The sequence below is a fragment of the Kribbella sp. NPDC059898 genome, assembly GCF_042730855.1.
Classification (GTDB): Bacteria; Actinomycetota; Actinomycetes; order Propionibacteriales; family Kribbellaceae; genus Kribbella.
The window spans coordinates 90,637-110,375 of the sequence record NZ_JBHWKR010000020.1 but is presented as its reverse complement, the minus strand read 5'-3'; the positions used below and the strand labels follow the sequence as shown (position 1 = coordinate 110,375).

Here is a 19,739-nt window from a genome sequence, read left to right as displayed (position 1 = left end):
GGATCGTCATCTAATGCCTGTGGACGGGGTTAATGCATCTTTCGGCATTGACTTTCGGCACGCTGTTGAGTTCTCAAGAATCGGACGCACACCGCAGCTTGGCCTTGCAGCCAGGCTCCCGGGGCAACCTGCGTTACTCTACCGGATCAGATCCACCGAGTCAAGACCCAGTTTTTCTCGATCCCCACCCGCGTCTTGCTGGCCGACCCGAGTCCGAAGACACGATCCGGCTGAGCTAGCCTTTGGGGGTTTTGGAGCGACCGGCCGCTTTCGCGTCCCGCGCCTCGCTTCCAACAAGAAGAACATTACGTGGCTCGCAGGTAGCCGGTCAAATCGGCCCCCGGTGCGCTGAATCACAGCCTTGCAATTTGCCTTCGGCCGCCCGGATGTGGGAGTGGAGGCCCACCCCGACATCCGGGCCGGCGGCAGGCCTCAGCCCTGTGCCAGCGAGGCCAGAACCCCTGCGAATGAACGCTTCCCGCGGCGCAGTACCAGCACGCCGCCCGGCAGCAGGTCGTCCGCGGCCGGCACGTACTCCGCGTCCTTCACCTTCTCGTTGTTCAGGTACGCCCCGCCCTCGGACACCGTCCGCCGGGCCGCCGACTTGCTCGCGACCAGCCCGGACTTCACCAGGAGGTCGCCGTACGACGGCATCTGTTCACCCGCGCCCAGCTCCACATGCGGCGCCTCGCGGAGTGCGGCGACGAGCGTGGCGCCGTCGAGCGACCCCAGCTCTCCCTGGCCGAACAGCGCCTTCGACGCTTCTTGCACGCTCCGGGTCTCGTCGGCTCCGTGCACCAACGTCGTCACGTCTTCAGCCAGCACGCGTTGCGCTTCCCGTGCCTGTGGACGCTCAGCGGTTGCCTGCTCCAGCGCGGTGATCTCTTCCGGCGTACGGAACGTGTAGTAGCGCACGAGCTGCATCACGTCGCGATCGTCGCTGTTGAACCAGAACTGGTAGAACGCGTACGGCGTCGTCAGCTCCCGGTCCAGCCACACAGTCCCGGACTCGGTCTTCCCGAACTTGGTCCCGTCCGCCTTGGTGACCAGTGGCGTCGCCAACGCGTGCGCCTTGCCCTGGTCCGTACGGCGGATGAGCTCCACGCCGGCCGTCAAGTTCCCCCATTGGTCGCTGCCACCTGTCTGCAGCGTGCAGTTGTGCCGCCGGTACAGCTCCAGGAAGTCAAGCGACTGCAGTAGGACGTAGCTGAACTCGGTGTAGCTGATCCCCTGCTCCAGCCGCGCCTTCACCACCTCACGCCCGAGCATCCGGTTCACCGGGAAGTGCTTCCCGATGTCACGTAGGAAGTCGAGGGTGTTGAGGTCCTTGGTCCAGTCGTAGTTGTTGACGATCCGGGCCGGGTTCGGCAGCGACTGGTCGAAGTCGATGAACTTCTCCACCTGCCCCCGCACGCGCTCGACCCACTCGTGGACGAGGTCCTTGGGGTTCAGCACCCGCTCGGAGGTCTCCTTGGGGTCGCCGATCAACCCAGTGGCGCCACCAACGAGCCCGATCGGGTTGTGGCCGGCGAGCTGGAGCCTGCGCAGTGTCAAAAGCTGCAGCAGGTTCCCCATGTGCAGGCTCGGCGCGGTGGGGTCGAAACCGACATACGAGGTGATCGGCCCCGCCGCCATCGAGGCCCGCAGGGCGTCCGGATCGGTCGAGTGGGCGATCAGGCCACGGCTCTCCAGGTCGTCAAGTACCTGAGTGCGGCGTTCGGTCACTAGTTCTCTCCTCGAGTACGTCGGTCACCACTAGTGTCCTGTACGGCGAGAACCGGCCGCTCAGGTGGTCTCCGGACGCGTGAGCACCGAACGCAGCTGCGGACGAAGCGCATGCCCGTCCGGGCCCTGCACCGTGACCGCCGTCGGCCGGTGCGGGTCGTGGGCGCCAGGGTCCGCGTTCGGCACGGGGAGGCCGTGGGACAGCACCTGCTCGGCCGGTGTCAGCTGGCGGATGCCAATAGCGAGCACGTGGTCCGGGTGCGACTGTGCGAAGTCGCCGTACAGCTGGGGGTCGTGCTGACCGTCGTCACCGACCAGCACCCAACGCACCTTCGGGAACTCACGCGCCAGCCGGCGCAGGGCGGTCCGCTTGTGCTCCTGGCCGCTCCGGAACCAGCCCGTGTTCGTAGGTCCCCAGTCCGTCATCAGCAGCGGCCCCGGTGGATACCCGTGGCGTGCGAAGAAGCGAGTCAGCGTCGGAGCGGTGTTCCACGCCCCCGTTGACAGGTAGAACATCGGCGCGCCCGGGTGGTCCGCCAGCAGTTCGTCGTACAGGCCTGCCATCCCCGGTACGACGCGGCGCGCCTGCTCGTCGCGGACGAACGTGTTCCAGGCCGCGATCATCGGCCGCGGCAGCATCGTCAGGATCACCGTGTCGTCGATGTCGCTGACCAGACCGAACGTCGCGTCCGGATCCGGGACGAAGATCCGCGCCCGGGCCTGCCGGTCGCCGTGCACGCCCAGCACGATCTCGTGCCAGCCCGGCGGCAGCACCACCGGGACCGTCAGGTCGATGAAGCCGCCGCGGTCGGTGACCGTGTCGAACGTCTGCCCGTCGACCGTCACCGTGACCGGCACCTTCGTCGCCGGCGCCGTCACGAACGCGCGCCACCCGCGCACCACCTGGTCCTCGTCGTACCGCGGCTGGTTGCGCGCGTCCCGGCCGAGCACCACCCGCGCCAGCACGCGGACGAACTCGGTGTTGCCGTACCCGACCTGCGGGATGATCCGCTCCTGCCAGCCGCGCCGCCGCAACACCACCTGCACCCCGGCGTTGAACCAGTCCTCGAGACGGGATGCGTAGTGCGGACGGGCCATACCAGAAACCTACCCGGAGCACGGGCCGCTAGTCGTCCGCACCCGCGGGCCGTGGACAGCTTTGACCTGGCGTTCACAAACTGTCTGCACGACCACCTACCGTCGTCCCATGACCGCCATCGGAATGTGCTTCCCGCGGACCTATCCGGCCGCGCTCGTCACCGACGTCGCCCGCCGCCTCGACCAGGGCGGGGCGGACGAGCTGTGGATCATCGAGGACTGCTTCTTCACCGCCGGCCCGTCGCTGGTGTCGGCCGCGCTGACGGCGACCGAGCGGCTGACCGTGGGGCTCGGGATCGTGCCGGGCGTGGTGCGGACAGCAGCCGTGACCGCGATGGAGTTCGCGACGCTGGAGGCCCTGGGGCCGGGGCGGTTCCTGCCGGGCATCGGTCATGGGGTGCAGTCCTGGATGGGGCAGATGGGGGTGCGACCCAAGTCGCCGCTGACGGCGCTCGAAGAGGTGACGATGAGCGTCACCCGGTTGCTGCGCGGCGAGGAGGTCAGCTTCCAGGGCAAGGAGGTGTACCTCGACAAGGTGCAGCTCGACGCGCCGCCGGCCGTGGTGCCGCCGATCCTGCTCGGCGTCCAAGGGCCGAAGTCGATGGCGCTCGCGGGCCGGGTCGCGGACGGCGTCGTACTCGCGGAGCCCGCGACGGCGGCGTACGTGCGGCAGTCGGTGGAGTACGCCGGATCGCCCGACGGGTTCGTGGTCGCGACGTTCACGGCGATGTGCGTGCGGGACGACCGGAAAGCGGCGTACGAGTGAACCGCGCCGTGGCTCGGGTGGCGGATCGCGGACAAGGCACCGCAGCTGACCGCGTTGCCGTTCTTCGACGAGCTGCGGAAGCTGTACGAGGCGGGCGGTGAGGCCGCGCTGGTCGGGATGCCGCGCGACTGGTGGACGGCGGTCGGTGCGATCGGGACGGTGGAGGACGCGGCGGCGCATCTCGACGGGTTGGAGGCGGCCGGGGTGGACCACGTCGGGCTGTTCCCGGATCCCGAGGTGGAGCACGGGTTGCCGCAGCTGGATTACGTGCTGGAGTTGGCTGGGCGTTAGGGGCGTTTCTTGGGGACGTGCGGGCGGTACGGCGAGACCGTGGGGTCGTTGGGGATCCAGAAGCGCCACGGGCGGTCGGCAGCGTCGCGGAGGCCCACGCGGGGGCCGGTTGACGGTACGCCCTCGTAGCCCGGGCCGTCGAGGAGCTGGATGGGGGCGTTCTTCGCGAGGAGGTCCGTGCCGTTGCCTTCGCGTCCGATGCCTAGGGCAACGCACAGGCGGGCAGGCCCGCGGGCCAGGTCCCGATCGGGGTTCGGCTTGGGGAGCTTGGTGACGGGTCCTTTGCGTACGGCGGACTGGTTGAAGGCGACGGGCTGCTCGACGGGGTGACCGCGGCGGGCGCGGGCGAGGTCGAGGCCTTCGACGACCTCGCCGGCGCGGAGCAGTACGGCGGAGGGTTTGCCGTCGGGGCCGGCGACGACGTTCATGCAGAAGTGCATGCCGTAGGTGAAGTACACGTACAGGTGGCCGGGCGGGCCGAACATCACCTCGGTACGGGCGGTCGGTCCGCGGTAGGCGTGGGAGCCGGGGTCGTTAGCGCCGTCGTACGCCTCGACCTCGGTGAGGCGTACGGCGACTGTCCCGTCCGGGGTGGTGCTGCGCAGCACCATCCCCAGGAGCTTCGGCGCCACTTCCACCACGGGCCCAGCCAGAACAGAACGCCGCATGCGCAGCACCTTAAGCGAGGCGGGTGGTGTGTTCGGTCAGGCGGGTGTGGAGTTCGGTCAGTTGGGCTTCTACTTGGGGCTGGGCGGTGCCGCCTCGGGTGTTGCGGGACGCCAGGGAGCCCTGGACGGTGAGGACTGTGCGGACGTCGGGGGTGAGGTGCGGGGAGATCGCGGCGAGGTCTTCGTCGGTGAGGTCCCAGAGTTCGATGCCGCGCTTTTCGCAGGCCTGGACGCAGGCGCCCGCGAGTTCGTGGGCGACCCGGAACGGGACTTGCTGGCGGACCAGCCACTCGGCGATGTCCGTTGCCAGGGAGAAGCCCTGGGGTGCGAGCTCCTCGAGGCGGGCGGTGTTGAAGCGGAGGGTGCGGATCATCCCGGTGAACGCGGGCAGCAGCACCTCCAGCGTGTCGATGGAGTCGAAGACCGGCTCCTTGTCCTCCTGCAGGTCGCGGTTGTACGCGAGCGGCTGCGCCTTGAGCGTCGCGAGCAACCCGCTCAGGTTGCCGATCAGCCGGCCCGCCTTGCCGCGGGCGAGTTCCGCGATGTCCGGGTTCTTCTTCTGCGGCATGATGCTCGACCCGGTCGAGAACGCGTCGTCCAGCTCGACGAAACCGAACTCCTTCGTCGCCCAGATGATGATCTCCTCAGCCTGCCTCGACAGGTCGATACCGATCTGCGCCAGCACGAACGCGAACTCCGCGACGAAGTCCCGCGCCGACGTACCGTCAATCGAGTTCGCCGAGGAGTTAGTGAACCCGAGCTCGACTGCGACGAACACCGGATCCAGCCCCAGCGAGCTACCCGCCAGAGCACCCGAGCCGTACGGCGAGTCCGCCGCGACCCGGGCGTCCCAGTCGGCGAGCCGGTCGAGGTCCCGGATCAACGGCCACGCGTGCGCGAGCAGGTGGTGCGACAGCAGGACGGGCTGCGCGTGCTGCAGGTGCGTACGACCCGGCATCGCCACACCGAGGTGCTGCGAGGCCTGCTCCGCCAGCACCTTGATCTGCTCGACCACCAGCCGCCCGACGATCCGCGCGTGCTCGCGCAGATAGGCCTTGTAGAGCGTCGCGACCTGGTCGTTCCGGGACCGCCCCGCGCGCAGCCGGCCGCCGAGCTCCGGCCCGAGCCGGTCCAGCAAGCCATGCTCCAACGCCGTGTGCACGTCTTCATCGGCCTCGGCAGGCAGGAAGCGACCAGCGAGTACGTCGGCCAGCAGTTCGTCAAGCCCCGTCAACATCGCGGCCAGGTCGTCGTCCGACAGCAGCCCCGCACGGTGCAGCACCTTCGCGTGGGCCTTCGAGCCGGCAATGTCGTACGGCGCCAACCGCCAGTCGAACTGCGTCGACTTGCTCAACGCCGCCAACGCATCAGCCGGCCCACCCGAGAACCGGGCCCCCCAGAGAGCTGAGTCCCGGGCGGCGTTCTCTGCAGTACTCACGACAACTTCCTCTACTTCGGTTCGGAGCGGGCGGCGAGGGACAAGAAGCGGGTAGCGAGGGCCTCGCCGCCGGTGGGGTTGCGGGAGACGACCATGACGGTGTCGTCGCCGGCGATGGTGCCGAGAACGTCGTCCAGGCCTACGTGGTCGATTGCCGACGCGAAGTACTGGGCCGCTCCCGGCGGGGTTCGGAGGATTACCAGGTTGGCGCTGCCCTCGGCGGAGACCAGGAGTTCGGACGCGACCCGGGCCAGCCGGGCCTCGAAGGCGGCTGCCTCGCCGGCGCGCGGCGTACGGTCGCCGCCCTCCCCCGGTACGGCGTACACCAGTTGGCCGGTCGCGTCGCGGACCTTGACCGCACCGATCTCCACCAGGTCCCGGGACAGCGTCGCCTGCCCGACCACGAGGCCGGACGCGGCGAGCAGGTCGGCCAGTTCGGTCTGCGACCGGACCGGCTGCCGCCCGAGCAGATCGACGATCCGCTGCTGCCGCGCGGTCTTGGTGGTCGGTACGGCGACACTCATCCCTCGAAACTCCTTGCCAGCAGCCACGACAGCAGCGCCTTCTGCGCGTGCAGCCGGTTCTCGGCCTCGTCCCAGACGACCGACTGGGGTCCGTCGATCACGGCCGCGTCGATCTCCTTGCCACGATAGGCGGGCAGGCAGTGCAACACGATCGCGTCCGGCTTCGCCTTCGCCAGCAACTGCTCGGTCACGGCGTACGGCACGAACGGCGCCTCGCGCTCGGCCGCCTCGGCCTCCTGCCCCATCGACACCCAGGTGTCGGTGGCCAGTACGTCGGCGCTGTCCACGGCGGCAGCCGCGTCGGCGGTCCAGGCCACCGATCCGCCGGTCTCCGCGGCGATCTCGGCGGCCCGAGCGAGGATCGCCGAATCGGGCTGGTACTCGGCCGGCGAGCCAACCACGACGTGCATGCCGGCGGTCGCGCCGCCGAGCAGGTACGAGTGCGCCATGTTGTTCGCGCCGTCGCCGAGGTACACGAGCTTCAGCCCGGCCGTCGCGCCCTTGTGCTGCCGGACGGTCTGCAGGTCCGCGAGGATCTGGCACGGGTGGAACTCGTCGGTCAGCGCGTTCACGACCGGCACCGACGACGCGGCCGCCATCTCCTCGAGCCGGGTCTGCGCGAACGTCCGCCAGACGATCGCCGCGACCTGCCGGTCCAGCACCCGCGCGGTGTCCGCGATCGGCTCGCCGCGGCCGAGCTGCGACGTCTGCGCGTCGATGATCAGCGGCGACCCGCCGAGCTCCGCGATCCCGACCGCGAACGAGATCCGGGTCCGCGTCGACGTCTTGTCGAAGATCACCGCGACGGTCTTCGGTCCGGTCAGGGGCTGGTGGGAAAGACGATCGTCAGCCAGCTGGGCGGCCAAGGTGAGGACCTCGTCCTGCTCGACCGGCGACAGGTCGTCGTCCCGCAAGAAGTGCCTCACCATCAGATCTCCACCTTGTCGAGCAGCCCGGGGAGGGCCGCGACGAAACTGTCTGCGTCAGCCTTGCTGAGGATGTACGGCGGCGCCAGCCGCACCGCGTCCGGGATCGGGTTGTTCACCACGAACCCGGCTTCCAGCGCGAGCGCCGCGAGCTGGTCCGACACCGGCTTCGCGAGCTGGATCGCGAGCAGCAGCCCGCGCCCGCGGACACCCTGGATGAGCGGGTGGCCGAGCCCGGTCACCGCCGAGGCGAGGTGGTTGCCGATGGCATTCACCTGCTCGAGCAGGCCGTCCCGCTCGATCACGGTCAGCACCGCGAGTCCGGCGATCGCCGCGACCGGGTTGCCGCCGAACGTCGTCCCGTGGTTCCCCGGCTGCAGCAGGTCGGCGGCGGCGCCGAGCCCGATGCAGGCGCCGATCGGGATACCCGCGCCCAGGCCCTTCGCCACGGTCACCAGGTCCGGCGTGATCCCGTCTCTTTCAAAGGCGAACCAGTCCCCCGTCCGCCCGATCCCGGTCTGGATCTCGTCGATCCACAGCAGCGCGCCGTGCTCGGACGTGATCCGCCGCGCGGCCCGCAGGTACCCGTCCGGCGGTACGACGACGCCGTTCTCGCCCTGGATCGGCTCGAGCACCACGGCCGCCGTCTCGTCGTCGACCGCGGCGGCCAGCGCCTCGGCGTCGCCGTACGGCACGAACTCCACGTCGCCCGGGAGCGGCGCGAAGGCTTCGCGGTACGCCGGCTTCCAGGTGACCGCGAGCGCGCCCATGGACCGGCCGTGGAACGCACCGATCGTGGAGACGATCTTGGTTCGGCCGGTGCGCCGGGTGATCTTGAACGCGGCCTCGTTCGCCTCGGTGCCGGAGTTCGTGAAGAACACCTTGCCCGGGGCATCGAAGAGACCGAGCAGTTTCTCGGCCAGCGCGATCTGCGGCGCCGACGCGAAGAAGTTCGAGACGTGGCCGAGCGTGGCGAGCTGCGAGGTCACCGCGGACACCACGAACGGGTGCGCGTGGCCGAGGCAGTTCACCGCGAGCCCGCCGAGCAGGTCGAGGTACTTGTTGCCGTCGGCGTCCCACAGGTACGCGCCCTCGCCGCGGACCAGCACGCGCTTCGGCGCCCCGAAGGTGTTCATCAGCGCGCCCGAGTAGCGCGAGGTGAGCGCGGCCTGGGTGCCGTCGACGGTCAGCAATTCGGTCATGAGGGGATCACCTGGGTTCCACTTCCGGCGTCGGTGAAGATCTCCAGCAGCAGCGAGTGCGGCACCCGGCCGTCGATCACGGTCGCTCGGGACACGCCCGCCTCGACCGCGCGCAGGCAGGCCTCCATCTTCGGGACCATCCCGGACGCGAGCGTCGGCAGCAGCTCGGCCAGTTCGTCGGTGTCGATCTGGGTGATGATCTCGTCGCTGTCCGGCCAGTTCCGGTACAGCCCGGCGACATCCGTGAGTACGACGAGCTTCTCGGCCCCGAGCGCCGCCGCGAGCGCGGCCGCCGCGGTGTCGGCGTTCACGTTGTGCGCCTGGCCGTCCTCGTCCGGGGCGATCGTCGACACCACCGGGATCCGGCCCGCGTCGATCAGGTCGATCACCGCCTCCGGCCGGACCTCGACGACGTCGCCGACCAGCCCGATGTCGACCTGTTCGCCGTCGACCAGCGCGGTCCGGCGTTCCGCGGTGAACAGGCCCGCGTCCTCGCCGGACATCCCCACCGCGAACGGGCCGTGCGCGTTCAGCAGCCCGACCAGCTCGCGGCCGACCTTGCCGACCAGCACCATGCCGACGACGTCCATCGCCTCGGGCGTGGTGACCCGGAGCCCGCCGCGGAACTCGCTGTCGATGCCGAGCCGGCCGAGCATGTCGCTGATCTGCGGCCCGCCGCCGTGCACGACGACGACCCGGACCCCGGCGTACCGGAGGAACACGATGTCGGAGGCGAAGGCCTGCTTGAGCTTGTCGTCGACCATGGCGTTCCCGCCGTACTTCACGACGACCGTCTTACCGTGGAACTCCTTCAGCCACGGAAGGGCTTCGGTGAGTACGGCGGCCTTCTCGACCGCATCTGCATGACTGTTCACGAGGAGTAGGCCGAGTTCTCTTCGACGTACGCGTGCGAGAGGTCCGTGGTGAGGACCGTCGCCGACGCCGGGCCCGCGTGCAGGTCGATGACCACGTCGATCTCGAGGCCGCTGAGGTCGGCCTCGGAACGGTCGACGCCCTTGCCACCGGCAACACAAATGGCCGCGCCGTTCAAGGTGATGTCGAGCAGCGACGGGTCGAACGCCGTCGGGGCGTTGCCGACCGCCATCGCGATCCGGCCCCAGTTCGGGTCGGAGGCGAAGAACGCGGTCTTGCACAGGTTGTCCTCGGCAACGATCTTGGCGGCGACCAGTGCCTCGGCATCGGACGCCGCGCCCTGGACCGTGATGCTCACGTGCTTGGTGACGCCCTCCGCGTCCGCCTGCAACTGCTTCACCAGGTCAGCAGCCAGTGCGGTCAGCGCGGCCTCGAACGCCTCGGGTGTCACGGTCACCCCGGAGGCCCCCGAGCTGAGCAGCAGTACGGTGTCGTTGGTCGACGTACCGCCGTCGACGTCGAGCCGGTTGAACGTCTTGCCGACCGCGTTCCGGAGCGCGTGGTCGAGGTGCGGCTGGTCGAGTACGGCGTCGGTGGTCAGGACGCTCAGCATCGTCGCCATGTTCGGCGCGCACATGCCGGCGCCCTTCGCGAAGCCGCCGATGCTCCACCCGTCCGGGTGCTTCAACGCGGCCTGCTTCGGCACGTTGTCGGTCGTCATCACCGCGGTCGCCGCGGCAAGCCCGGCTTCAGGACCGTCAGCCAGCGCGGCAACCGCTTGATCGATCCCAGGAATCAACACATCCATAGGAAGTCGCTCACCGATCAAGCCGGTAGAACATACGCCGATCTGCGCAGCGCCGACGCCCAGGACCGCGGCGAGCTTCTCCGCTGTCTTGTGCGTGTCCTGAAATCCTTCCGGCCCGGTGCACGCGTTGGCGCCGCCCGAGTTCAGCACGACGGCCTTCAGCGCACCGGCCGTCAGCACCTGCTGCGACCAGAGCACCGGCGCGGCCTTCACCTTGTTCGTGGTGAACACGCCGGCGGCGACGTCGTGCGGGCCGTCGTTGACCACGACGGTGAGGTCCGGCGTACCGGCTGGTTTGATCCCGGCGATCACTCCGGCCGCGCGGAAGCCCGCCGGCGCGGTGACCCCGGCGCTCCGATCGACGTGAGTGGCGGGTGTGACGGCGACGGTCACGGGGCTACTCCTACGAGGGGCAGGGCCAGGGTCTCGTCGAGACCGGTGGCCAGGTTCATGCACTGCACGGCGGCGCCGGCGGTGCCCTTGGTGAGGTTGTCCATCGCGGCCACGATGACGGCGCGGCCGGTGCGCTGGTCCAGGGCGACTTGCAACTGCACGGTGTTCGCCCCGAGGGTGGCCTGCGTCTGCGGCCACTGTCCCTCGGGAAGCAGGTGGATGAACGGCTCGTCGGCGTACGCGTCCTCGTAGGCCTGCCGAAGCTTCGTCACGTCCGTCCCGGACGTGATCGGTGCGCTGCAGGTCGCGAGGATGCCGCGGGCCATCGGCGCCAGCACCGGCGTGAACGAGACGCTCACCGGCTGCGAGGCGTACGGCGACAGGTTCTGCTCGATCTCCGGCGTATGACGGTGGACGCCGCCGACGCCGTACGCCGACGCGGATCCCATCACCTCAGCGCCGAGCAGATGCGCCTTCGGGGCCTTGCCCGCGCCCGACGTACCGCTGACCGCGACGACCACGAGCTGGGTGGCGTCGACGAGTCCGTGCTGTACGGCGGGAAGCAGCGCCAAGGTGGAGACGGTGGGGTAACAACCCGGTACGGCGACTCGGTTCGACCCGCGGAGCTTGTCCCGTTGACCCGGGAGCTCCGGGAGTCCGTACGGCCACGAGCCGGCATGCTCGCCGCCGTAGAACTCGATCCACGCCTCGGCCTCGAGCAGCCGGAAGTCCGCGCCGCAGTCGATCACGGTGACGTCGTCGCCGAGTTGCTCGGCGATTCCGGCGGACTGTCCGTGCGGCAGGGCCAGGAACACCACGTCGTGACCGGCGAGGTTCTCCGCCGTGGTCTCGACCAGGAGGCGCCCGGCCAGCGGCACGAGGTGCGGGTGGTGCACGCCGAGCGCCGTACCGGCGTTCCCGCCGGCGGTCAGCGCGCCGATCTCCACGTCCGGGTGGCTGCTCAGCAACCGGAGCAGCTCGCCTCCCGCATATCCGCTGGCACCGGCTACCGCCACCTTCACGCTCATGTGAATGAGTATGCCATTATCCGGAAGAATATCCAACGACGGGCGGGTTGTGACCCGGCTCATGTCACAGCCTTCCACAGTCGCGTGTCCGTAAGGGGGACGACGACCTGGAGGGTGAGATGGCGCGGATCGAGATGGAGCACAAGCGGACGTGGTTCGTCCGGCTGGCCGAGTGGGGCAGCCGGCGGAAGTACGGCGAGGTGCTGGACCCGGGCACGGCGGCGCTGCACAACCGGCGGGTGCTGACCACGATGCTGATGATGGAAGGCTCCGCCGCCCGGTGGAACAAGCTGGACCCAGGACTGAAGGCGCTCGCGGTGATGGTGACGTCGGCGCGGATCGGGTGCAGCTGGTGCATGGACTTCGGGTACTGGGAGTTCCATCACCAGGGTGTCGACCAGGCCAAGCTGCGGGATGTGCCAGGGTGGCGGGACAGCGACGTCTACTCGGATCTGGAGCGCGCGGTGATGGACTACGCCGAGGCGATGACGGCGACCCCGCCGGAGGTCACCGACGAGCAGGTCGAGCGGTTGCGTGCCGACCTGACCGACGAGCAGCTGGTCGAGCTCACGGCGGTCGTCTCGCTGGAGAACTACCGCTCGCGGACGAACGCCGCGCTCGGCCTCACCAGCCAGGGCTTCAAAGAAACCTGCGAAACCCGCCCCCTCGCTTCGCTCGGGGGCGGGAAGGAAAGACTGAGGCCGGTGCAATGACGGACGACCAGCTCGCGGCCGAGTTCGCCGAGCACCGCCAGGTGCTGATCGGGGCGGCGTACCGGGTGGTCGGGAGCGTCAGCGACGCAGAGGACGTGGTCCAGGAGGCGTGGCTGCGCTGGTCCGCGATCGACCACGCCGAGATCCGGGATCCGCGCGCGTACCTGATCCGGATCACCACCCGGCTCGCGCTCAACAAGCTCCGCGAGCAGAAGGCCCGGCGGGAGCAGTACGTCGGCCCCTGGCTGCCCGAGCCGCTCGCGGCCGACGACGACGATCCCGCCGCCGCGGTCGAGCTGGCGGACTCGGTCAGCATGGCGATGCTCGTCGTCCTCGAGACGCTGTCCCCGCTCGAGCGCGCCACCTTCGTCCTGCGTGAGGTCTTCGACCTGCCGTACGACGAGATCGCGGACACGCTCGGGCGGTCCGAGGCCGCCGTCCGGCAGCTCGCCCATCGGGCCCGCGAACACGTCCACGCCCGGCAGCCGCGGCACCGCGTCGACAAGGCCCGGCACGACGAGCTGACGATGCGCTTCATGCAGGCCGCCGGGTCCGGCGACTTCGACGAGGTGGTCGCGCTGCTGGCGCCGGACGCCGTACTGATCAGCGACGGCGGCGGCAAGAAGCGGGCCGCACTGCGGCCGATCGAGGGCGCGGAGAAGATCGCCCGCTGGCTGTTCGCGGTGCTCGCGGACAACCCGGGGTTCGAGATCCGGATGGCGACACTGAACGACGAGCTCGCCTACGTCGCATACTTCGACGACCAGCCTGACACCGTCACGTTCATGACCAGCGCGGACGGCCGGATCACCGAGCTGTACCTGATCCGGAACCCGGACAAGCTGGGCACCGTACCGCTGCTGCACACCCTGGAGCCGTAAGCTATCTGCAACTCAGTCGCAGATGGAGGTGCGGTGAAGTACCTGGAGGCAGAACCGGACGAGGCACTCGATCCGGGGTTGCGGGCGGACCTGCTGGACACGTGGGTGGCGGCGACGAACGCGGGCGGCGCGGTGGGGTACACGGCGCCCGCGCCGACGGCCGAGATCGCGCAGAACCTGGACGGCGCGCTCGGCCGGGTCGCGGCCGGGCTCGATGTGCTGGGGGTGTTGCACGTCGGGGAGCGGTACGTCGGGATGGGCATGCTGGTGACCCGCAGCAGCGCGCTGCAGCCGCACTGGCGGACGGTGTTGCGGGTGATGGTGCACCCGGACTGCCAGGGGCAGGGCGCCGGGCGGTTGCTGATGGAGGGGCTGCGCGGTTCGGCGAACGACCTCGGGCTGGAGCAGCTGCAGCTGACGATCCGCGGCGGTCTCGGGCTGGAGGACTTCTACGGACCGCTCGGGTACCGCGTCGTCGGCACGCATCCGCGGGCGATCCGGGTCGCGTCCGACGACTACCGCGACGAGATCATGATGGTGATGGATCTGTAGGCCATCACAATCGGCCGCTCTGGGCCGGCCCAGGCGTGCGGCCGCGCCGCGGGGGGCGATTGTGATGGCCTGGGGATTCACTTCCGGGTGCGGGCGAGGACGACGAGGGTGGCGCCGAGGGCGGCCATCAGCACGCCGAGGGTGAGGAAGATGGCGGGCGGGCCGCCGGTCGGGGGCAGTTCGGTGCGGTTGTAGCGCTGCGGCTGGTCGGCCGGCTCGGCGCCGACGGTGAACTTGACCGGGGCGGCGGTCGTGCCGTCGGTCTCGTAGGTCATCTTCGCTGTGCCGGTGAACGCGGCCACCGGCTTGAGCGTGACCGTTCCGTCGGTGCCGACCGACCAGGTGCCCGCGCCGTTCGTGACGTTCTTCGAGCAGGTGCCGGTCGATGTCCGCAGGCAGACCGAGCTCGGCCGGATCGTGCCGCTGTCGTTCAGCAACGGGTTCACGGTCACCGGGTTGCCCGGCGTGCCGGTCGCCGTGTCCGGCGCCGCCTTCGCGAGCAGCGGACCGGCGACGGTCACGTCCAGCAGCGCGGTGTCCGAGGTGTCGTTCGCGTCGGTGACGCGGTAGACGAGCGCTCGCGTGGTTCCGACGAAGCCCTTCACCGGCGTGTACGTGACCGCACCGCCGTCGCCGACCGCGAAGGTGCCTTCGCGCGGCACGGTCACCGACTTCTTCTCCTTGCCGTCCGCCGGATCCCGCAGTACGACGGAATCCTGGCGCAGCGGCGCGGACAGGTCGCCGGGCTTGTCGTTGCCGAGCACGTTCACGACCACCGCCGTACCGAACGCCGTCTCGGCGCTATCGTCGACGACCACCGGCCGGACCGGCAGCACCGTCACGGTGATGGTCGAGCGCGCCGCGTTCTGGTCGCTGTCCTTGACCTCGTACGCGGCCGGCAGCGCGGTTCCGGAGAACGTCGGCTCCGGGCTGAACGTGACCTTGCCGTTCGCGACGACGTACGACCCCTGGCCCGCCACAGTCACCTGGTCGACGAGCGCGCCGTCCGGGCCGACGAGCAGCAGCGAGTCCGGGTCGAGCTTCGCGCCCGGGCCGGGCCGGTCGTTGGCGAGCGGGTCGACTGTCACCGCGACGTGCTGCTTGGTGCGCGCCACGTCCGGCATCGCGATCGGCCGGGCGTCGACGGTGACCGTCAGCGTGCCGGATCCGACCGTTCCGTTGCGGTCGGCAACCTGGTAGCCGACCGGGACCGCGACCCCGGCGTACCCGTCCAGCGGCGCGAACCGGATCGCGCCGGACGGCTGCACGGTGAAGGTCCCCTCCCCCGGTACGACGAGCGCCGGCAGCGGGGCGCCGGTCACCGGGTCGAGCAGTCGCAGGCCGCCCGGGACGAGCGGTGCACTCGGGTCACCCGGCGCGTCGTTCGCGAGGACGTCGACGGTGATCGCGGTCTTGTACGGCGTGGTCGCGAGATCGTCCTTCACCACCGGGACGACCGGCGCGACCGTCACGGTGACCGTCGCGCCGGCCAGGTTCCCGGTCGTGTCCTTGACCCGGTACGCGACCGACACGACCCCGCGGTACGCCGGCTCCGGATCGAAGGTGATCTTGCCGGCCTTCACCGTGAACACGCCCTGCCCGGGGATTGCCACCTTCGGTCCCCACGCCGCGCCGTACAGCTGGAGCGACGCCGGGTCGAGCTGCGCGCCGGTGCCGGGCTTGTCGTTGGCGAGCGGGTCGACCGTCACCGTCACGTTCTGCTGGGTGCCGACCGGGTCGGGCGCCGCCTTCGGACCTTGGCCGACCGTCACCAGCAGCAGGCCTTCGGCGGTCGTCCCGTTGGCATCGGCGATCCGGTACGTCGTCGGCGTGGTCACGCCGTGGAACCCGTTCGCCGGCGTGAACTTCACCGCGCCGTACGCGTCCACGGCGTACGTGCCCTCGCCCGCGCGGGTCAGCGTCTTGCCGTACTGACCGGCCGCGTTCTTCAGTACGACGCTGCCCGGCTTCAGCGGGGCCGACGGGTCGCCGGGCTTGTCGTTCGCCAGCACGTTCACCGTGATGGCCCGCCCGTACGGCGTGATCGCCGAGTCGTCGACGGCTACGGGGGTGACCGGCGTGACGGCGACGGTCAGTGTGGCGACGGCGTAGTTGCCGTCGGAGTCAGCAACCCGATAGGTGACCGGCGTCGCCTTGCCGCGGAAGGTTGGCAGCGGATCGAACGTGATCGCCCCGCTCGGCTGCACCGTGTACGTGCCCTGCCCGGCAACTGTGACCTGCTTGGCCGATCCGTTCAGGCCGACCGAGCCACGGTCGAGCGTCGCGTCGGTGCCCGGGCGGTCGTTGGACAGCACGTTGACCGTCACAGTCACGTTCTGCAGCGTGGAGGCGGTGTCGGCGATCGCGATCGGCGGCTGCCCGACGGTGACGGTCAGCCGGGCGGTCGCCTTCGTTCCGTTCGTATCGGCCACCTGGTACGTCAGCGGCGTACCAGGACCGCGGAACGTCGCACTCGGATCGAACTGCACCGCTCCGCCGACGGCCGTGTACTCGCCCTCGTTCGGGATCCGCACCGCTTCCTTCGCCCGCCCGTCGGCCGGGTCGACGAGCTGCAGGCTGCCCGGCACCAGCGGCGCGGTCGGATCGCCCGGCTTGTCGTTGGCGAGCACGCTCACCGTGACCCGCTTGCCGTACGGCGTCCGCGCGGTGTCGTCGCGCGCGACCGGGGTGACCGGCGCGATCGTGACCGTGATGGTCGAGCGCGCGGTCTGCCCGAATTCGTCGGAGACCCGGTACGTCACCTTCGCGCCCGCTCCGGTGAAGGCCGGCAGCGGATCGACGGTGACCGTTCCGTCCGGGTTGACCTGGTACGTCGCCTGGCCCGGGATCTTCACCAGCTTCTTGAGCGAACCGTCCGCCGGATCCACCAGCGTGAGGCTGTGCGGGTCGAGGACCGTGCCGACGCCGGGGAGATCGTTGGCCAGCGGGCTCAGGCGCAGCGGGACGTTCTGCTTGCCGGTCGCGGTATCCGGCTCGGCGGTCGGCGGGGCGGGCTTCGCGACGGTGACGGTCAGGGTCGCGGTGGTCGTCGTACCGTTCACGTCGGCGACCCGGTAGCTGACCGGGGTCGCGGCGCCGGTGAACTTCGGCGCCGGCGTGAACTCGATCGTGCCGTCCGCGGTCGTCGTGTACGTCGCCTGGCCCGGCATCACCAGCGTCGCCGTCGGCAGCTTCGTAGTCGGGTCGATCAGCCGTACCGTGCTCGGCACCAGCGGTACGGACGGGTCGCCGGCGTCGTCGTTCGCGAGCACCGGCACTGTCACCCGGGTGCCGTACGCCGTCCCCGCGGTGTCGTCGGACGCGTCCGGCTGGACCTTGGTCACGCGGACGGTCAGCGTCGACCGCCCGATCGCACCGTTGCTGTCGGCAACCTGGTAGCCGACCGCGGTCGCGGTGCCGTTGAAGGACGGGAGCGGGTCGAACAGCACCTTGCCGTCGGCCTTCACGACGTACTTGCCCTGGCCGGGGACGACGAGCGACAGCACCGGCTGGGTCGCCGTCAGCAGCCGGACCGTGCCGGGCTTCAGGGCCGCGCCGGTCGGACCGGGTTCGTCGTTGTCGAGGACGGGTACGACGACGGTCCGGCCCTGGAGCGTGGTGATCGTGTCCGGGTTCGCGACCGGCGGGCCGGGCGCGGCGACGGAGACGGTGAGCTCGGCGCGGGCCGCCGTACCGTTCTTGTCGAGCACTTGGTAGGTGATCGGCGTACCGACGCCGGTGAAGCCGTGCAGCGGGTCGAACGTCACCTTGCCGTCGGCGACCAGGTACGCACCCTGGCCGGGGATCGTCAGCTTGTCGACGAGCCGCTTGCTGATCGGGTCGACGAGTCGCAGCGTCGTCGGTACCAGCGGCGCGTCCGGCGAGCCGGGCAGGTCGTTGTCGAGCACCGGTACGACGACGGCGGTGTCGAACGCGGTCGAGACCGAGTCGCCGTTCGCGGTCGGCGTCACCGGGGTGACCGTGACGGTCAGCGTGGACTCGGCCGTCTGCTTCGTGGTGTCGCTGACCCGGTACCCGATCGACGTACCGACGCCGGTGAACTGCGGCTTCGGGACGAAGTCCACGCCACCGTCAGGCTTCACGACGTACGTGCCCTCGCCCGGGATCACCACCTGCTTCTTGAACGTGGCGTCGGCGGGATCCCGCAGTACGACGGAACCCGGGACGAGCTGCACGCCCGCGGCCGCGTGATCGTTGGCGAGCGGCTTCACGGACACGCTGACGTTCTGCGCCGTGGTCGCGGTGTCCGGCATCGCGACCGGGTGGTCGGGCAGCGACACGGTCACGGTCAGCTTCGCGGTCGCCGTCGTACCGTTGCTGTCGGCAACGCGGTATGTGATGGGCTTGGCCGGACCGACGAAGCCGGGCACGGGCTCGACGCGGACCGTGCCGTCGGCGTTGGCGACGTACTTCGCCTGGCCGACCACGTTCACCATCTGGGTGCATTGCCGGCCGTCGACGATGCACAGCGTGGACGGGACGAGCTGCGCGGTGGGATCGCCGGACTTGTCGTTCGCCAGCACCTTGACCACGACTGCCGTACCGAACCCGGTCGTCACGGTGTCGTCGGCGAGCACCGGCGGAGGCGGCGGCGTGATCGCGAACGGGTAGTCCTCGACCTCACCGGCATCGGCCGCACCGGTCGGCTTCTCCACCTGCGCCTCGTTGTAGCCGACCCGCAGCCGCGCGTACGACGTACCCGCCTTCGGCGCGATCTCGGACCAGCGCAGCGTGACCGTCGACTGCTTCGCGGCGAACGCGGCACAGGCCCGCTCGCCCTGGTCGAAAGCCCCGTTGACGTTGAAGTCGATCCACCCGCACGCCCGCCCGGCCTTCGACGCGCCGGTGAGGTGCAGGTCGGCGGAGTACGACGTACGCCCGGTGTGCAGCGGCGTGAAGTCGATACCGTCACCGGGTCGCGGCGTGATCGGGCCGACGGTGCCGTTCGCGAGGTCGGGGTTGTCCTCCGGGGCGTTCGCGCCGAGGCGCACGTCGCTCAGCACGGACCAGGCCGAGCCGTACGTCGCGGGCGCGTGGCTGAAGTTCTCGGGGGCGGACGCGACGATCGAGAACGCGTCGCCGGACGAGCCGTTGTTCAGCGCGGGCAGTTTCGGGTGCTTGGTGAACACCGCCGAGACGGTGAAGCTGACCTTGGTGACGACGCCGTTCACGCGGACCGAGCCGCAGGCGGCGGTCGCGGAGGTGTCGAGGCCGGACGGCGACTTGGTGTTCACGCAGTTCGGGCCGGTGTCGTCGTTCGCGGCGGTGATCGTGTCGCTGGTGACCGCGAGGTTGTTGCCGGTGCCGACCTTCGTCAGGCTGACGCCGGCGGTGCCGAGCTTGAGGATCGCGTGCAGCTCGGACTGCGCGACGGTCCGGCCGCTGACCGTGCGGGTGACCGATCCGCCGATGCCGCCGAGGTGCAGGACCGGGTTGCGGACCGGCTGCGAGAACGCGATCGTCACGGTGCCGCGGTCGCCGCAGCCGCCGGTGGACGCGCAGTCGCCGGTGTTCACCACGACGTCCTGCGCGGGCGTACCGGTCGCGATCGCCGGCTTGTACGTGGCCGCACCGCGGAACCCGGCAGTCGTCGGGTCGCCGAGCTCGGTCTGCCCGCTCACCGTGATCGTCTGCCGCAGCCCGGAGCCCGGCATCACCGTGGTCGCTCCCGCGGTGAACGGCGTGACCGGCACCTCGTAGGCGTTCGCGGTCAGCGTGCCGAGGCTCAGCAGGCCGGTGACAAGAAGAATGGCCCCCGGTCGGGTTGCCCGCATGTGTCCAGCCCTCCCGAGCAATCACGATCGACGCTACGGCCGCGGGCGGGCAGGCCTT

At 70.1% G+C, this 19,739-nt stretch carries 16 protein-coding genes; 5 read left to right on the top strand and 11 right to left on the bottom strand.

Annotated features, from left to right (window positions below):
* Window positions 1-432 precede the first annotated feature (432 nt).
* Both tyrS and ACFV9C_RS40005 read right to left on the bottom strand, forming a co-directional pair.
* Window positions 433-1,725: a tyrosine--tRNA ligase gene (gene tyrS / locus ACFV9C_RS40010; protein WP_380202380.1), complete on the bottom strand. Its 1,293-nt coding sequence runs from the start codon at window positions 1,723-1,725 to the stop codon at window positions 433-435.
* A 60-nt stretch (window positions 1,726-1,785) separates the two neighbouring features.
* Window positions 1,786-2,823: an App1 family protein gene (locus tag ACFV9C_RS40005; RefSeq protein WP_380202378.1), complete on the bottom strand. Its 1,038-nt coding sequence runs from the start codon at window positions 2,821-2,823 to the stop codon at window positions 1,786-1,788.
* A gap of 109 nt (window positions 2,824-2,932) precedes the next feature.
* Here ACFV9C_RS40005 and ACFV9C_RS40000 point away from each other — a divergent pair, with 109 nt between their 5' ends.
* A complete protein-coding gene (locus ACFV9C_RS40000; protein WP_380202376.1) occupies window positions 2,933-3,589 on the top strand; it encodes an LLM class flavin-dependent oxidoreductase in 657 nt (218 codons plus the stop codon).
* 54 nt (window positions 3,590-3,643) lie between these two features.
* A complete protein-coding gene (locus ACFV9C_RS39995; RefSeq protein WP_380202374.1) occupies window positions 3,644-3,880 on the top strand; it encodes a hypothetical protein in 237 nt (78 codons plus the stop codon).
* Here ACFV9C_RS39995 and ACFV9C_RS39990 read toward each other — a convergent pair.
* Genes ACFV9C_RS39990 through argC form a run of 8 tightly spaced genes read right to left on the bottom strand, consistent with a single transcriptional unit; the run spans window position 3,877 to window position 11,740 of the window.
* Window positions 3,877-4,548, bottom strand: a complete 672-nt coding sequence (locus ACFV9C_RS39990) for a DNA-3-methyladenine glycosylase (protein ID WP_380202372.1) — start codon at window positions 4,546-4,548, stop codon at window positions 3,877-3,879. The genes ACFV9C_RS39995 and ACFV9C_RS39990 overlap by 4 nt on opposite strands.
* Window positions 4,549-4,558: 10 nt before the next feature.
* Complete coding sequence (gene argH, locus ACFV9C_RS39985) at window positions 4,559-5,986, bottom strand: argininosuccinate lyase (protein ID WP_380202370.1); 1,428 nt, start codon at window positions 5,984-5,986, stop codon at window positions 4,559-4,561.
* 11 nt (window positions 5,987-5,997) lie between these two features.
* Window positions 5,998-6,510 (bottom strand): arginine repressor, encoded by a 513-nt coding sequence (locus tag ACFV9C_RS39980; RefSeq protein WP_380202368.1) that lies wholly within the window; start codon window positions 6,508-6,510, stop codon window positions 5,998-6,000.
* Window positions 6,507-7,439, bottom strand: a complete 933-nt coding sequence (gene argF / locus ACFV9C_RS39975) for an ornithine carbamoyltransferase (RefSeq protein ID WP_380202366.1) — start codon at window positions 7,437-7,439, stop codon at window positions 6,507-6,509. Before argF ends, ACFV9C_RS39980 begins: the two co-directional genes overlap by 4 nt.
* The gene (locus tag ACFV9C_RS39970) at window positions 7,439-8,638 is read right to left on the bottom strand and encodes an acetylornithine transaminase (protein ID WP_380202364.1); all 1,200 of its coding nucleotides are present in this window, start codon (window positions 8,636-8,638) and stop codon (window positions 7,439-7,441) included. Before ACFV9C_RS39970 ends, argF begins: the two co-directional genes overlap by 1 nt.
* A complete protein-coding gene (gene argB / locus ACFV9C_RS39965) occupies window positions 8,635-9,513 on the bottom strand; it encodes an acetylglutamate kinase (protein ID WP_380202362.1) in 879 nt (292 codons plus the stop codon). Before argB ends, ACFV9C_RS39970 begins: the two co-directional genes overlap by 4 nt.
* Window positions 9,510-10,712, bottom strand: a complete 1,203-nt coding sequence (argJ, locus tag ACFV9C_RS39960; protein ID WP_380202360.1) for a bifunctional glutamate N-acetyltransferase/amino-acid acetyltransferase ArgJ — start codon at window positions 10,710-10,712, stop codon at window positions 9,510-9,512. The genes argB and argJ overlap by 4 nt, the downstream gene beginning before the upstream one ends.
* Window positions 10,709-11,740, bottom strand: coding sequence for an N-acetyl-gamma-glutamyl-phosphate reductase (argC, locus tag ACFV9C_RS39955; RefSeq protein ID WP_380202358.1), 1,032 nt, complete (start codon window positions 11,738-11,740; stop codon window positions 10,709-10,711). The genes argJ and argC overlap by 4 nt, the downstream gene beginning before the upstream one ends.
* Window positions 11,741-11,859: 119 nt before the next feature.
* On the opposite strand from argC, the gene ACFV9C_RS39950 reads away from it, so the two are divergent.
* The 3 genes from ACFV9C_RS39950 to ACFV9C_RS39940 are packed head-to-tail and all read left to right on the top strand — an operon-like array spanning window position 11,860 to window position 13,886.
* Entirely contained in the window at window positions 11,860-12,453 is a 594-nt protein-coding gene (locus tag ACFV9C_RS39950; RefSeq protein ID WP_380202356.1) for a carboxymuconolactone decarboxylase family protein, read from the top strand.
* A complete protein-coding gene (locus ACFV9C_RS39945) occupies window positions 12,450-13,334 on the top strand; it encodes an RNA polymerase sigma-70 factor (RefSeq protein ID WP_380202354.1) in 885 nt (294 codons plus the stop codon). Before ACFV9C_RS39950 ends, ACFV9C_RS39945 begins: the two co-directional genes overlap by 4 nt.
* A gap of 33 nt (window positions 13,335-13,367) precedes the next feature.
* Window positions 13,368-13,886: a GNAT family N-acetyltransferase gene (locus ACFV9C_RS39940; protein WP_380202352.1), complete on the top strand. Its 519-nt coding sequence runs from the start codon at window positions 13,368-13,370 to the stop codon at window positions 13,884-13,886.
* A 77-nt stretch (window positions 13,887-13,963) separates the two neighbouring features.
* Here ACFV9C_RS39940 and ACFV9C_RS39935 read toward each other — a convergent pair whose 3' ends face one another.
* A complete protein-coding gene (locus ACFV9C_RS39935) occupies window positions 13,964-19,681 on the bottom strand; it encodes an Ig-like domain-containing protein (RefSeq protein WP_380202350.1) in 5,718 nt (1,905 codons plus the stop codon).
* Window positions 19,682-19,739: the final 58 nt, after the last annotated feature.

What these genes read in the sequence shown, in the direction of transcription:
- ACFV9C_RS40005 (WP_380202378.1), bottom strand. Translation starts at nt 2,823, where the DNA reads ATGGCCCGTCCGCACTACGCATCCCGTCTCGAGGACTGGTTCAACGCC.
- ACFV9C_RS40000 (WP_380202376.1), top strand. Translation starts at nt 2,933, where the DNA reads ATGACCGCCATCGGAATGTGCTTCCCGCGGACCTATCCGGCCGCGCTC.
- ACFV9C_RS39990 (WP_380202372.1), bottom strand. Translation starts at nt 4,548, where the DNA reads ATGCGGCGTTCTGTTCTGGCTGGGCCCGTGGTGGAAGTGGCGCCGAAG.
- ACFV9C_RS39980 (WP_380202368.1), bottom strand. Translation starts at nt 6,510, where the DNA reads ATGAGTGTCGCCGTACCGACCACCAAGACCGCGCGGCAGCAGCGGATC.
- argF (WP_380202366.1), bottom strand. Translation starts at nt 7,439, where the DNA reads ATGGTGAGGCACTTCTTGCGGGACGACGACCTGTCGCCGGTCGAGCAG.
- ACFV9C_RS39970 (WP_380202364.1), bottom strand. Translation starts at nt 8,638, where the DNA reads ATGACCGAATTGCTGACCGTCGACGGCACCCAGGCCGCGCTCACCTCG.
- argC (WP_380202358.1), bottom strand. Translation starts at nt 11,740, where the DNA reads ATGAGCGTGAAGGTGGCGGTAGCCGGTGCCAGCGGATATGCGGGAGGC.
- ACFV9C_RS39950 (WP_380202356.1), top strand. Translation starts at nt 11,860, where the DNA reads ATGGCGCGGATCGAGATGGAGCACAAGCGGACGTGGTTCGTCCGGCTG.
- ACFV9C_RS39945 (WP_380202354.1), top strand. Translation starts at nt 12,450, where the DNA reads ATGACGGACGACCAGCTCGCGGCCGAGTTCGCCGAGCACCGCCAGGTG.
- ACFV9C_RS39935 (WP_380202350.1), bottom strand. Translation starts at nt 19,681, where the DNA reads ATGCGGGCAACCCGACCGGGGGCCATTCTTCTTGTCACCGGCCTGCTG.